The organism is Amycolatopsis sp. NPDC005961, from assembly GCF_040629235.1.
In the GTDB taxonomy this organism is placed as follows: Bacteria; Actinomycetota; Actinomycetes; order Mycobacteriales; family Pseudonocardiaceae; genus Amycolatopsis; species Amycolatopsis camponoti.
In genome coordinates this window covers 1-13,704 of record NZ_JBEXVF010000016.1, presented here as the reverse complement: position 1 = coordinate 13,704, position 13,704 = coordinate 1, and the positions used below count along the sequence as shown (strand labels likewise).

The window sequence follows — 13,704 nt, the reverse complement described above, 5'->3', positions numbered from 1 at the left end:
CCAGATTCGGGTCGCGAAGGGGGAATGAAGGGGGCGGTCAGTCCTGCACGGGCAGTTGCCGGATCTGGTTGTCGGTCAAGGTGCCGGAGTAGACCCGCACCGCGCGGACCGCGCCGTTGAACGGATCGACGTCCCGGCCGACCCAGCGGCTGCCACCGAGCATCAGGTCACCGGTTCCGTTCCAGCCCGCGACACCGCCGAGACGGCCGGCGAACCGGCCGTTCACGTAGATCCGGGCTTCCTTCGCGGCCAGGTCGTAGACGCCGGTCAGGTGCACCCACCGCTGCGTGACGACGTCGGCCTCGGCGGGCACCCACCAGCCACCCTCCTGGTTCGCGCCGAGCGACATCAGGAAGCACCACTTCCCGACCTCGGGCCGGTACTGCAGCATGAACGGCGAGAACCGGGTGTCGCGGAGGCTGACGGCGGTGCGCGGCGCCTCGTCGGCGGTGTCCATCCGCACGAAGGCCGACACCGTGTACGACCGGTCGGTGCGCAGGTCCGGCCGCGGCGCTTCGACCGAGCCGTACCCCGTGTCGGGCATCCCGGTGAACTTCGCCGCGGGCTTGCCGTCCGCCTGGGTCCAGGCGGCCGAGCCCTGGAAGGTCGCGTCGCGCCCGCTGACCGAGTCCTTGGTCGTCGTCCCGGTGCCTTCGGCGAGCTTGTAGTGCGCCCTGAGCACCGATTCGTTCGCCAGCGCCGCGGCTTCGCTGCCGACCAGCACCCGCTGGTAGAGCCGGACGTCGTCGACCGCGCCCGGGAAGTAGTCGACCCGGCTGCCGTTCCACAGCGCCGCGCCGACCTGCACGTCCCCGCTCGCCGTCCAGGAGCTGGTGTGGGCGATCTCGGCGGCCGGCGTGCCGTTGACGTAGAGGCGCAGCTTGCCCACCGCTTGGTCGTAGACGCCGGTCAGGTGCGTCCAAACGCCCGGCTGCACGGACTCCGCCGAGATGGCGCGGGAATGGGGTGCTCCCCCGCCGTCCACATCGGACCCGAACATCGCCAGGGACCACTTGCCCTCGGGTGAGGCCTGCAGCTGGAACCCGCTGGTGCGCTTGCCGTCCAGGGAGACCGCGGACGGCCAGGCCCCGACCTGGTCCAGCCGCACCCAGGCCGACACCGAGAAGCTCTTGGCCGTGTCGACGGCCGGGCCCGTCGCGGAGAGGCGTTTGCCCGTTCCGAGCGCGACGGCGTTGCCCAGGTAGCCAGGCGCCGTGGCGTCCGCGCTGCCGGAGGAGGTGAGCGACCGGCCCTCGCCGGACGCGTCGGTGAGATCGCCGTCGAGTTTCCAGTGCGCCTTCAGGTTGCCGGTCAGCGGATCACCACCACGGACCAGAATCGAGTACTTGGCGATCGGCGACAGGTTGCCGGCACGGTCGACGGCACGCACGAAGACCGTCTGCGGGCCATCGGTGGCCGGAGTCCAGCGGAACACCCCGCTGCCGCCGAGACGATCGGCGTTCACCGGCTCCTTCGGATCGTCGTTCTGCTGGTCGGTCACCGACCACAGGAACTGCCGCACGTCCGGGTTGTTCGCCGTCACCGTGAAAGCGCCGGTCTGGCCGATGCCGCCGGCCGCGACGTCACCGCCGACCGGGTAGTCCGTGGACGTCACCGTTGGCGTGCCTGGCGGGGTCTTGTCCACTTCGAACTCGCAGTTGCCCACCCACACCGAGTTGCTGCCGCCGTCGCTGGCGTACATCGACCAGTTGTAGACACCTTCGCCGGTCACCACCCCGGACGGCACGGTCACCTCCGCGAACGAACCGGACGGGATGTTCGACGTCGTCGTCCACCACACCTCGCTGCTGGCGCCGAGCTTTCCCTTGTGCAGGGAGAACCGGGCAGTGAGCATGCCGCCGTCCGGATCGGACACCCGGCCGCGCAGCCGCGGCGTCGGGGTGAAGACGAACGGCCGGGCGTCGCCGGAGGCGCACGGGATCTGGCCGCCTTCCATGCCCAGGTTCGCGGGCAAGCCCGGCACGGAGTTGTAGACGTAGTCGATCACCGGGTCGAGCGCGAACCGCCGCCAATCGTTCTGCTGGCCTTCGTTGGCGGCCTTGAGCATGAACGTCAGGGTGGTCCAGCCGCCGTTCGCGGCCTGGCGCGCGGTGTCGTCGATGCGCACCTCGGCCGCGCCGTCGGTCGGGCAGTACTTGGCGTTGTTGGACTTGCCGATCCCACCGAGGTTGACCTCCCAGCCGGGCTGGGCGTTCCAGGTGGTGCCCCAGCCGATGCCACCGGTGCGCCACAGTTCGGTCGGTCCGCCGTTGCAGGAGTAGGAGTGCACGACCCGCGTCCGCATGGTCGCCCGGTGGATGACCTTCCCGCGCATCGCCGAGACGTCGACGCTGAAGTACGACCGCGAGCGGTAACCGCCCTGGTAGCCGGCCTTCAGGTCACCCAGGTCACCGTCGGTCTTGTTGAAGTTGTGCTCCTCAGGCCACGGCTCCTGGACCACGACATGGTTCTGCTTGGCGCCCGGCCAGAAGTACTCCGGGTCGATCACCACGGGGAAGACCCGGGCGGGGTCGGTGAGAAAGGCGGCGTCCGGCTTGACCACGGTCGTCTCCGGCGTGACGACGACGTCCATCGTCGCTTTCTTCGGCGGCTGCACCGGTTCGGGCCCCGCCGCAGAGCGCGCCGAGACACTCGGCGTCGTTCCGCCGGACGAGTCCCACATCTTCGAAGCGTCACCACGGAAGACGACCTCACCGTCCGCGTCGACCGCTTCGAGGGTCCCCGTGCCGCTCTTGCGTGGCGTCAGCCCGCGAGTGTGGTTGCCGAACTTGATCTCACGCAGTTGCGGATCACGCGCCGCTTCCGGGGTCTTCACCACGAGGTGCTCGCTGAAGCCCTTGGTGGTCACGGTGACCTTGAGGTCGACGCCGGGAATGACCTCGGCGTAGGTCGCGACCGGACCGTCCAGCTTCGGAGCAAGCAGTGTCCCCGGCCAGCCGAGACCGATTTCGTGCTCGCCCTTCGTGGCGGCTGCGAGGATCTCATTGGCACCGCCGTCGGACAGCCGGACTTCGACAGGCGCGGCGTTCGGACGCACCGTGCCGTCCGGACGCGTCGTCAGAGTGAGGTCGACCGGCACCCACGAGCCCGCGCGCCGGACGCGCTGGGGCTCCAAGCTTTCCCGCCGGGTCACGGTGCCGTCCGGGTTGGCGAAGACCTCGGCGTATTCAGTGGTTTCCGCGGGAACACCAACGGCCGCACCGGACCGCTTCGCGGCAGCGAGAGCAGCGGTCACCGCCGGCGACTCACCGGACGGTTCGGCCGCCGCGGCGACCGGCGAAACCGAAGCCGCCAAGAGGCTGCCCACGAAAACAGGCAGCACGACACGACGAAGTAAGCGCACGAAGACTCCCCCACCTCCGGCCGACTGCGTCGACCGAACCCGATCTTGATCCCCGAGAACTTCTAGCAGCAGATCAAGGATTCACCAAGACAGGTTTACGCGATTGCTGGTTACTTACCAACATGTGGGCTCAAATCGCCGCCTTGGACCAGCTCCGACCTGGGAAACAAGGCCATCTTCGGGAGCGAACCGACGCAAGTGAGAACGTTAGCAAGCCGATCTGTGATCAATCCGACTCGTTTGGTGATGCCGACTCCGGGCCTGCGACCGGACCTTCCCGCCCAGGCCACCTGATGAGCCGTACCCAGATCGCCGTCGACGGCCAGCAGCGACGGTGCGGCCGATCGGGTGCATATCAGCTCCGAACTCGTCATCGATGGCGGGCGGTCGCGTTCCGCCTTCGACCCGAACCCGCCTCATCACCGAGGTGCACGATGATCAATGCCACCCGCTGCGCCACCACGACACACCCGACCCGCCGCGGCAGGCCGGCACCCGACGCCGCCAGCACACTGCCGAGGGCAGCGAGCTGAGGTTCGCGTTCTACGGACGGATGTCCACGGTCGAGTTCCAGAACCGGACAACGTCGTCGGGCTGGCAGCGCGAGGTCGCCGAGTAGACGATCGGAGGGCACGGCGTGATCGTGGTCGAGTACTTCGACGACGGTTTTCCCGTCGGCTGCCATGGTCCGAACAACCCGCTGCGGCACAGCTGATGGCAGCCGCGAACCGCCCGTTCGAGGCCGTCGTGATCGGCGAGTACGAGCGAGCGTTCTACGGAGACCAGTTCTGGCCGTACTGACCGCGCTCCGAGCGCAAGGTATCCAGCTGTGGCTGCCCGAAGCAGACGGGCCGGCCAAGCTCGACGACCCGGTGCACCAGGCGTTGACGCTCCTGCTCGGGCCCCAGTCACGTCGCGAGGTGCTGCGGGCCCGGCACGGAGTGCTGGCTGCAATGCACATACAGACCTGCGTGCAGGGCAGATTCCTCGGCGGCCGGCCGCCCCTACGGCAATCGCCTCGCCGAGGCCGGTTTACACCCCAACCACGGTGGTGACGACAATGATCACGCCGGTCATGCAGTCTCCGGCGCGTGGCGCAAAGGTCCAGGTCCGCTACGACCCGCAGAACCGGACGCGGTCCTGGTGGAACCGAACCCGGCGATGGGCGCGTTCCACCACCCGTCGTTCCTGTAACGGCGGAATGGGGGCGGACGACTCCCGCATTGAGCGGTTGCCTCGATGATACTACGGCCCGTAGCATCATCGACGCGGAATGCGACCCTGACGCGGAGTGTGATCGCATGAGCACCTGGACGGAGCCGTCCCCCGGTCGGCGTAATGTGGGTGCCGGAGAGTGGTATTCGACCCTCTCTCCAGAACGCCGTGCGATCGTCCTCGCAGACGGAACCGGTACGCGGCGCGAAAGGGAGTGCTGACGCCATGGACATCGACACGGCGGCTCGCGAGCAGGAAACATCGCCGACGTCCGAACCGGGTGAGCCGATAATCGGCCAGTCCCCGCGGCGCAAGGTCGGACGATCCGTGTACGTCACCGTGCCTGGACCGGTACCGGTGATCAAGGCCAAGTCGAAGAAGAAGTAGCCCGGTCTCAGCCGAGGTTCATCACGTGCTGCGCGGCCTGCTGCAGGCTGCCGAGCAGGTAGTTGTAGCGCTCGGAATCCAGCTTGCTGATCAGGGACAGGTGCTCGGGCGCCACGTCCTCCCCGTTGGCCTTGATGATGTAGGTCGAGTTCAGGGTGATCGCGCCGACCGTGAGCACGTCCGCGGGGGCATCCCCGATCATGACATCGCTCCCCACTCCCGACAGCAGGATGGGAGCCGCGAGGATGCCCCGCCAGATCTGCGCGATCGGCGACGGGCTGAGGTTCGAGGCCTGCAGCGTTCCGGTGAAAACCGCCTGCGCGGCGGCGAAGTCGGAGCCCCGGTCGATGGACACGTGGTGCCGCAGCGACCATTCCTCGCGGTGGGTGTAGACCGACGTGCCCACGAGATTGATGGTGTAGCGCCGCAGGCCGTTTTCCAGGGGCCTGCTGCGAAGCCAGAGGAACAGCCCGAAGTTTTCCCCGTCGTTGCCGCCGAGTTTGTGGTCGCCGTATTCCTTCGACAATTTCCGGAGGACATCCAGCGGGCCGCCGGAAATGCTCAGCGCGGCGTGCAGCCGAGTGGTCAGTTCCTCCGCCGCCTGCCCGGCGGGGATTTCGGCGCGCGGCTCGCAGCCAACGGAGGTGTAGCAGTCGTCCAGCGCCCTGGCGAACCGCCGACTGTAGACCAAGGAGTCCCCGACCTCGTACTCCGGCCGGTACCGCGCGGGCTCCAGGACTGCGAGCGAGAGGTCGGAGATGGCCTGGTTAAGCTGCGAGTACGACTTCAGGAAGATGGGCTTGAGCCCCAGCTTCTGCTCGAGGTACCGGGCCGAGTTGATGGCGTACGTCGCGGCGAGGGTCGGGGTGACGTTCTTCACCGCCGGCGGGACGCCGAGTGAGAACCACGGCGAATCCGTGGCCGCCCGTTCGTAGTTTTCGTAGAGCGAACCGACAAGATTCGGGTCGGACATGCTCAGGCCGATGAAGATCGTGCAGGAGTCCTTGATCGAGTCGGCGAGGATCGCCCGCACCTTGGCGCCGTACTGGAGGAACTGCGACTCGGTGAGCAGGATCGGCTCGTCGGGGCCACTCGCCTGCCGGATCCTGCCGTGCAGGTGCAGCACGCCGATCCGGCTGCCGGACTCGTTCCACTGCTCCCACTCCGCCTCCTCGTCGAGCGGGACCGAGAAGGACTTGACCTCGTCGTCGGTGAAGTAGTCCAGCAACGCCTCTTCGAGTACGATGTCGAAGTTGGTCGTGAGCAGGCGGCTGTCGGCGCGCCGCACGCGGGCCAGCCGGGCGATCGACTCCGCCAGCAGCCCGGGGGTCACCTTCAGGTCCTGCTGGTAGAGGGCTTTCCGAATCACCTCGTGCTCGAGGACGTCGCTCTTCGCCTCCTTGAGCAACTGCAGGATGATCTCCGCTTTGCGCATCAGGTCGGACTTGTCGTCCTTGGCCATCCGCCGGATGTCGGGGTCGGCGATCGCGTCGGTCATCTTCTCGATGAGCGACGGCCACGACGGCAGGCCGGAGTTCATCGAGACGCCCGCGCCGACCACGATCGTCAGCTTGCGGTCGCGGTCCCGGACCGTTTCGAATAGCTCCGTGAGGTATTGCTGGTTCTCGAAAGAAAACGTGTCGCCGTCGTCGAACGTGCGGGGATCGACGATTTTCGAGACGAATCCCTCTGACATGCCCGTCCTCACGCGTCATGGCTGCGGTGTCATCTTGGCACCTGTGCGTCATGAGGTCGGGCCGTGTGTCGAACTTGTTACGCCGTCCGGGAAGATCACGCTAATGGCCGATCGGGTGCGTTACTCCGCGCTCCCGGAGTTTGTCACGCTTTTGTCAAAGAAAGGGGCAATCCGCGCGGATCAGTTCAGCTTTCGCATCGTGTCGTTGAGCAACGCTGGCAGGGGACGCCAGTACCGCGCCGCCAAGGCGTCCGCGATGTCGGTGGTTATCCGCCGGCCCTGGCCGTTCGGCCAGGCCACCGGGTCGCGGCGGGGCTTGGTGTTGAGCAGGCCCGCCATGCTGATGCTCAGGCGTTCGGCGGCCCGCATCGCCTCCATGCTCCAGTTCATGCCCTCGGCGTGGCCGCCGGAACCTGCTCCACGCCGAACCGGCTGCCGGGCGCCGAACGGGTGTGGACGAGGTCGAACAGCTCCTCCTCGGCTCGCGCGGGCAGGTACGGCAGCAGTCCTCGGTGAGCCACACGGTCGGCCGGGGCCGGTCGAAGCCCGCCCGCTCCAGCGCGATGGGCCAGTCGTCGGGCAGGTCCGCGGCGACGGGCCGGCGGCGGCAGTGCGGCAGTGCGGCCGGGCGCCGAAGTCGTCGAGCACCTGCTGCTTGAACTCCAGGACCCGCGGCTGGTCCAACTCCGCAGGCGATGTGGACGGCCATCGCGCGTCACATCTCGTCGCCGTCCACGTCGGACGGGCCAGTCGGCAGCGGCTTCGGCGGCTAGCAACCGCACTCGCCGAAGCCGTGATCCACACCGAGCCGGAATCCGGCGCGGAGGAAACCTATCTCCGGCTGGCTCATCACCGCTGACCCGCGCCTGCGGCGAGCCGGTCACGCAGGCGCTCCCATCCGTACGCCGACGACCGCCAGCGCGGCCACAACCAGGAGCGCGGCGAGATCAGGAAACCCGGCACCAGGGTGGCCGCCGCGGCGAGCACGCCGACCAGCAGGGGGCCGCCCGCATCGCCGAGTTCACGGCCAACCTCGGCAGCACCCATCGTCGCCCGAGCCGTTCCTGCGGGGTGGGCCGCAGCGAGGTGCGCGAAGCCCAGCGGCGTGGCGAGCCCGACTCCGGCGCCGATCGCGATCGCCGCCGCCAGGACGCCGACCCGCGTCCGGATCATGGGCGCGGTCATGGCGACCATGATCCGCAACCGGTCCGTAGCAACGCGACGCACTGCGCAGCACAACCGGCCGCCCTCGCGCAGCAGCGGTGCGAACTCGAAGCGCCCGAACGACTTCACCGTATACAAGTTCACGGCGGTCAGCGCGGCCATGAACAACAGCGCGGCGGCCCAGGTGGGTGCGCCCGGTACGAGCTGGTGAGCGATGGCGGCACCGGCGATCGCCTCGACCGCGACCCGCAACCACGCGATCCGCCTTCGGACGACACAGAACAACCTGCCCCCGCCGTTGTCGGCGCGCCGGTTCACAAGGCCGGAGCGAGGTGCAGCACCAGCGGCTTGGTGAGAACCGCCATCTCGATGGGCGCGCGAGGACACCCGCGGTCCAGCCAATCGACCGCGACTCCGACGAGGCCGCCGGCGGCGAACCCGGCAGGCACGTCGTAGTCGTCGTCGGCCGAGTCCGCGCCGGACAGCACGCAAGCGGAGGCGTGGATCGTCGCCGTCGCGCGAGCGAGAAGGTGGGCGAGGACGCGGGCGCTGCCACCCGGGCCAAGGAGGCTGCGATACAGGCCGGCGTGCTCGGCGAGATGAGCGAAGAACCTCGTCAGGGCGGGTGACGGGCAGGCGTCCGGATCCTCGGGGCCGACGGCCGCCAGAGAGTCGAGAAGATCGTCGATCATCGCCGTGCAGGCGGCTTCGGCCAGCTCGTGGACATCGCGGTAGTGCGCGTAGAAGGTCGACCGGTTGACGTCCGCGTGCTCGGCGACGTCGGCCACCGTGAGCTGCGTCAGGTCGGTTTCTTCGACGAGTTCCAGCAACGCCTGCTGCAGCGCGGCCTGGCTGCGGCGGACGCGGCGGTCGGGAGCGGGGCTGGGGGACGTCACCACGCAGTCAGTGTACCTTTGGCAACACACGCTGGATATCCGACACATGTCGGTTATCGTAAGAACGGAGACACCGTGACGAAAACCCTGGGCTTCATCGGCGCCGGCATGATCGGCGGCACCCTCGCGCACCTGGCCATCGCCGCCGGGATCGAGGTCGTCCTCAGCAACTCCCGCGGCCCCGAAACGCTGGCTGACCTGGTGGGCGAGCTCGGCGACGGCGCACGGGCGGCCACCCCCGCGGAGGCCGCAGCCGCCGGCGACCTGGTGGTGGCGACCATCCCTCTGGTGGCCTACGACCGCCTGCCCGCCGAAGCGCTGGCCGGCAAGACCGTCCTCGACACGATGAACTACTACCCGCAGCGCGACGGCCGGATCCCGGTGCTCGACAGCGGCGAACTGACCTCCAGCGCCCTCGTGCAGCGCCATCTGGCCGGCGCGCACGTGGTCAAGGCGAGCAACAACATCATCTTCAGCAGCCTGCGCGTGCTGGCCCGCCCGGCCGGCGCGCCCGACCGCAGCGCCCTGCCGATCGCCGGGGACTTCCCCGAGGCGAACGCCGAAGCCACCGCCCTGCTCGACGCCCTCGGCTACGACACCGTGGACGCCGGCCCGCTCGCGGACAGCTGGCGCTTCGAGCCCGGCACGCCCGCCTACACGCAGCCGTACATGCCCGGGCAGCCGCCGGAGAACCCCACGATGGAAGAACTGCAGCACTGGTTCGCCGACACGCCCTCCGTGCCCGTGCCCGCCGAGCGGCTGCGCGAACTGCTCGACAGCGCTGTTCGCGGCCCAGTCGGAGGCTTCCTACCGGAGGCGATCTTGTCCTGAGTCCCGGTCGGAGCCTGTCCGGGCGGCCGGGGGAATCTTCGTCGCCCGGCCGCCCCGGACACGCTCGCTGACCACGCTCTGACGACTCGCTCACCCGTTCCGCGCACACTTTCGCACCGCTGCTCAGGCTGACGGCGTCGTCGCTCATGACCTCGCGGCGTCGGCCGCCGAGAGTCCGCAGCCAGCCTCATCGAACACCGCTGGTGGCCTGCCGCCGCATTGGCCAAGTGCACGGACAAGCCACTCCCAGCCGAGCTACCGGAGCTCTTTCAGATCTTCATCGATGGCCGATTCCCCAGCGCTCCCCCAGCTCTTACCGCCTGAAGTTGCCGTCACGGCGGCCGCGCGGACCTGGGCTCGTCACCGGTTCGAGTCCGACATCTGATTCCAGGGTAGGTGCGCCCTGCGCATGGCGATACGGGCGCGGAACGACTGGGCCACCGGACCGGTGGGCAGCGGGGCCGTCCAGCGGTAGGCAGGAGCGCGGGCCGTCGCCGCCTCGACGAGCGTGCGTCAGCGCCGCCGCGGATCCCGCCGCCACGCTGGCGACGGCCGGCCGGAACAGCCCCGAGCCCCACTGCGCCTGGCTCACGGTGTCGCGGAGCGGGTTCCATGGCGTCGCGGCCGGAAACACGTCCAGCGCGACCACGACGAGCGCACCCACCGCGGCCAGCGCCAGCCCGGCACGAACCAGCCCCGACGGGCCGTGCACCGTTTCCGGCCTGGATGCGGTCGACGAGGTCACGGCGGGCATGCCGGGATCTTCACCGAGGCTCCGGCGCATAGCGCCCGTCAAATGACTGGCTCGGGACGGTCGCCGGACTTAGTTTGGAAAGTAACTTTACTAACGGGGGGACACGCTGTAGCGTTTCCGTCACCGCCGCCTTCACGCAGTCCTGGTGCACACCAGCAAGCCATGGAGGAGCTTTGAGCAGACCGGCCTTCGCCCCCGCACTCATCGCGGGCAGGAAATCCAGCAGCCGCTGACGTCTCGCCCCCGCTCATCACCCATCACCCGGGCAGCACTGCCACCTGACCGTCGGCTCGGGTCCCCCATTTTCGGAGGTCTCTTTGTCACGCCACAAAACAACCGCGACCCTCGCGGTGCTCGTCTGCGCCACCCTCGGCGTCGCCGGGCCTTCAGGGTCTGCCGTCGCCGCGCCCGGCCCCGGCGCGCTGACCGCCCTCGACACCTCGGCGAGCAACCGCGCGGCGCCGGTGCCGGGCCTCTACGACTGGAGCAAAGCCGGTTTCCGCGGCGGACAGGACCTGCCCGGCCCGGGCTCCGTCAATCCCAGCGCGACCTGCCAGATCACCGCGGCGCAACTTGCCAGTACGTACAAGGTGAAGCCGGACGACGGCGCCGACGACACCGCCGGCATCCAGGCGGCCATCGACAAGATCCACGCCTCGTGCTCGCCGTCGGCGAGCTACACCAAGCTGAGCCTGATCACCTTCCCGTCCGGCACGCTCAACGTCACCCACGAGATCCACGTCGACGCGAACTACCTGATCCTGCGCGGCGCCGGCATGGACAAGACGAAGTTCGTCTACGCCCCCGACAAGAACACCCAGTACGACTTCGTCACGCCGGACGGCGACCAGTGGGACCAGCACGAAATGACGTACGAGGACGGCTCGGGCGGCTGGCTGTGGCCGGGCCGCGGCCTCTTCCGCGTCCAGTCGCGCGGCGTCGATCCCAGCTACGCCAGCGAATACAACTCCGCCCCGGCCAACCGGAAGGACATCTTCGAGGGCACGATCAACGTGCACTGGAAGGCGGGCGCGAAGCTGCGCGAGAAGCCCGGTGACAAGGGTTTCGCGGCGCGCACCGGCGACAAGACCGTCTACCTGGCCACCAGCGCCAAGACCACGAACATGAAGGTCGGCGGCTTCATCAACATCCGGGCCGCGAACACCATGAAGTTCTACCAGTCGATGAACGCCGTGCCCACGACGTGGCCGTTGCAGAACCTGCACATGCGCCAGCAGTGGTTCACCATCACCGCGATCGACACCAAGAACCACACGGTGTCGATCGACAAGCCGCTCGAGTACGACGTCCCGGTCGACTCCACATCGGACGGTTCGGCGCCGATCGACGGCTCGACCTACGCGTCGAAGGCGTCCCCGATCATCGATCCGATCGTCGGGGTCGGCTTCGAGGACTTCACCTACGGCCAGGTCGCGCCGCCGGGCGTCACCGAGACCCAGGCCAAGGACAACTACGGCAACCTCGCGCCGAGCCTGGCCATGCAGGGCATCGTGTTCAAGTGGGCCGCCAACTCCTGGGTCCGCAACACGCACGCGACGATGACCGGGTCGCACCCGATCGTCACCGAGGAGGCCAAGAACCTCCAGATCGTGAACAACGAGCTGGACGGCTCGTGGAACAAGGGCAAGGGCGGCAACGGCTATTTCCGCGGCTCCCGTGTCTGGGACTCGCTCTACGCCGGCAACACAACCCGCGACCTGCGGCACTTCACGTTCCAGTGGTCGGCGTCGGGCAACGTCGTGATCGGCAACGACATCGACTCCGACTTCAACATCCACGGCGGCTACGAACGCAACAACCTGTTCGAGAACAACACGAACAAGGTGTCCTACGCCCACCGCTCGGGCAACTGCACGGCGCACTGCGGCGACGAAGGCGGTGACGCGCCCGACGACTCGACGTGGTTCCCGATCTACTGGTCGACCGGCCAGAAGGCGGTCAAGTGGTCCGGTTCTTCCGGCCCGCGCAACGTCTTCTTCAACAACACGATGACCAAGCAGGTCACCGCGGGCGCGGCGGACACGCCGTACTACCCCGACCACACGAAGATCTACCAGTTCGGCTGGGACGGCTCGGCGTTCCATCACCTGGACGTCGGTGGCAAGCCGATCACCGACTGGGCGCACAACGAGCAGCGCGACTACACCGGCGGGCACGGCGTCGACGACACGAAGACCAGCACCGCGAAGTCCCTGTTCCTCAAGAACCTCGGCTGAAAGGACCGCATCGATGTTCAAGACCCTCGCGGCGCCGTCCCTGATCGGGCAGCTCGTGCACCCCGCGGCCACGACGATCGACGTCACCACGGCCGCCCAGCTCTCGGCGGCGCTGTCCGCGGCGAAGGCGGGCGACACGATCAAGCTGGCCGACGGCGACTACAGCGGCCAGTTCGTGGCGACCCGGCCCGGCACCGCGTCGGCTCCGATCACCCTCGTCGGCAGCGCGAAGGCCGTGCTGCACGACCCGCTGTTCAACCCCGGTGACACCGACTGCCCGTCCGGCCAGACCGGCTACGGCCTGTGGCTGCAAGGCGCGAGCTACTGGAACCTCACCGGTTTCACCGTCGCCGATGCGAAGAAGGGCATCGTCCTCGACGGCGCCACGCACGTCACCATCGACGGCGTGACCGTGCACGACATCGGCTACGAAGGCGTGCACTTCCGCAAGGGCAGCGCGTACGGCGTGATCAAGAACTCGACCGTCACGAACACCGGAAAGGAGGAGCCGGGCTACGGCGAGGGCGTGTACCTCGGCTCGGCCAACAGCAACTGGGAGTGCTACGGAGCGAACGGTGGCAAGGACCCGGACGCGAGCAACTACGTCCAGGTGCTCGACAACCGGATCGGCCCGAACGTCGCGGCCGAGGGCGTCGACATCAAGGAAGGCACGCACGACGGCGTCGTCTCCGGCAACACCCTCGACGGGACGGGCGAGAAGAACCAGAACTCCGGCGACTCGACCATCGACGTCAAGGGCGACGAGTACCTGATCACCGGCAACAAGGTCACCCACCCGTACCTCGACGGCTTCCAGACGCACAACGTGTGGGGCAAGACCGGCTGCGGGAACACGTTCACCAAGAACACGTTCACGCTGACGAACGCGCAGGGCTACGGGATCAACTCGACGAACCAGAGCAGCTGCGTCTCGCAGAAGTCGCCGAACGTCGTCGGCGCGTCCAACACGGCCACCGGCGGGAAGGGGGTGTCGAAGACGCCCGTCACCTCGGGCAGCTGACCCGCTGACCAGGGCCTCGCCGTCCCCCTCCGGCGCGGAGGGGGACGGCGTCGATCGCCGCCGTCAAGATGCGGTTTCGGTGCCCCCTCGACAGCACGCCGTCGGCGACCAGCACCAGGGTCACCCCCATCAAGAGCTT

General features: G+C 68.3%; 12 protein-coding genes and 1 pseudogene. 5 read left to right on the top strand and 8 right to left on the bottom strand.

Annotated elements, in window-relative coordinates; all coding sequences use genetic code 11:
* Positions 1 to 37: 37 nt before the first annotated feature.
* Positions 38 to 3,328: a LamG-like jellyroll fold domain-containing protein gene (locus ABZ342_RS16905; protein WP_360473694.1), complete on the bottom strand. Its 3,291-nt coding sequence runs from the start codon at positions 3,326 to 3,328 to the stop codon at positions 38 to 40.
* 463 nt (positions 3,329 to 3,791) lie between these two features.
* On the opposite strand from ABZ342_RS16905, the gene ABZ342_RS16900 reads away from it, so the two are divergent.
* On the top strand, positions 3,792 to 3,983 hold the full coding sequence (locus ABZ342_RS16900; protein ID WP_360473692.1) for a hypothetical protein: 192 nt from the start codon (positions 3,792 to 3,794) through the stop codon (positions 3,981 to 3,983).
* An 821-nt stretch (positions 3,984 to 4,804) separates the two neighbouring features.
* Positions 4,805 to 4,966, top strand: a complete 162-nt coding sequence (locus tag ABZ342_RS16895) for a hypothetical protein (RefSeq protein ID WP_360473690.1) — start codon at positions 4,805 to 4,807, stop codon at positions 4,964 to 4,966.
* Positions 4,967 to 4,973: 7 nt separating this feature from the next.
* On the opposite strand, the gene ABZ342_RS16890 is transcribed toward ABZ342_RS16895, so the two are convergent.
* The 6 genes and pseudogenes from ABZ342_RS16890 to ABZ342_RS16865 form a co-directional block, all read right to left on the bottom strand.
* Complete coding sequence (locus ABZ342_RS16890) at positions 4,974 to 6,662, bottom strand: SIR2 family protein (protein ID WP_360473688.1); 1,689 nt, start codon at positions 6,660 to 6,662, stop codon at positions 4,974 to 4,976.
* Positions 6,663 to 6,842: 180 nt separating this feature from the next.
* On the bottom strand, positions 6,843 to 7,052 hold the full coding sequence (locus tag ABZ342_RS16885) for a hypothetical protein (protein ID WP_360473992.1): 210 nt from the start codon (positions 7,050 to 7,052) through the stop codon (positions 6,843 to 6,845).
* Positions 7,049 to 7,183: a hypothetical protein gene (locus tag ABZ342_RS16880; protein ID WP_360473990.1), complete on the bottom strand. Its 135-nt coding sequence runs from the start codon at positions 7,181 to 7,183 to the stop codon at positions 7,049 to 7,051. The genes ABZ342_RS16885 and ABZ342_RS16880 overlap by 4 nt, the downstream gene beginning before the upstream one ends.
* A gap of 47 nt (positions 7,184 to 7,230) precedes the next feature.
* Positions 7,231 to 7,371: pseudogene (locus ABZ342_RS16875) on the bottom strand (hypothetical protein); the annotation flags it as partial.
* Between the two features lie 140 nt (positions 7,372 to 7,511).
* Complete coding sequence (locus ABZ342_RS16870) at positions 7,512 to 8,078, bottom strand: hypothetical protein (RefSeq protein WP_360473686.1); 567 nt, start codon at positions 8,076 to 8,078, stop codon at positions 7,512 to 7,514.
* Between the two features lie 62 nt (positions 8,079 to 8,140).
* A complete protein-coding gene (locus ABZ342_RS16865; RefSeq protein ID WP_360473684.1) occupies positions 8,141 to 8,725 on the bottom strand; it encodes a TetR/AcrR family transcriptional regulator in 585 nt (194 codons plus the stop codon).
* A 72-nt stretch (positions 8,726 to 8,797) separates the two neighbouring features.
* Here ABZ342_RS16865 and ABZ342_RS16860 point away from each other — a divergent pair, with 72 nt between their 5' ends.
* Positions 8,798 to 9,553 (top strand): NAD(P)-binding domain-containing protein, encoded by a 756-nt coding sequence (locus ABZ342_RS16860; RefSeq protein ID WP_360473682.1) that lies wholly within the window; start codon positions 8,798 to 8,800, stop codon positions 9,551 to 9,553.
* Positions 9,554 to 9,866: 313 nt separating this feature from the next.
* Here ABZ342_RS16860 and ABZ342_RS16855 read toward each other — a convergent pair whose 3' ends face one another.
* A complete protein-coding gene (locus ABZ342_RS16855; protein WP_360473680.1) occupies positions 9,867 to 10,307 on the bottom strand; it encodes a hypothetical protein in 441 nt (146 codons plus the stop codon).
* A 317-nt stretch (positions 10,308 to 10,624) separates the two neighbouring features.
* On the opposite strand from ABZ342_RS16855, the gene ABZ342_RS16850 reads away from it, so the two are divergent.
* Both ABZ342_RS16850 and ABZ342_RS16845 read left to right on the top strand, forming a co-directional pair.
* Entirely contained in the window at positions 10,625 to 12,544 is a 1,920-nt protein-coding gene (locus ABZ342_RS16850; protein ID WP_360473678.1) for a hypothetical protein, read from the top strand.
* A 13-nt stretch (positions 12,545 to 12,557) separates the two neighbouring features.
* Positions 12,558 to 13,565 (top strand): right-handed parallel beta-helix repeat-containing protein, encoded by a 1,008-nt coding sequence (locus ABZ342_RS16845; RefSeq protein ID WP_360473676.1) that lies wholly within the window; start codon positions 12,558 to 12,560, stop codon positions 13,563 to 13,565.
* Positions 13,566 to 13,704: the final 139 nt, after the last annotated feature.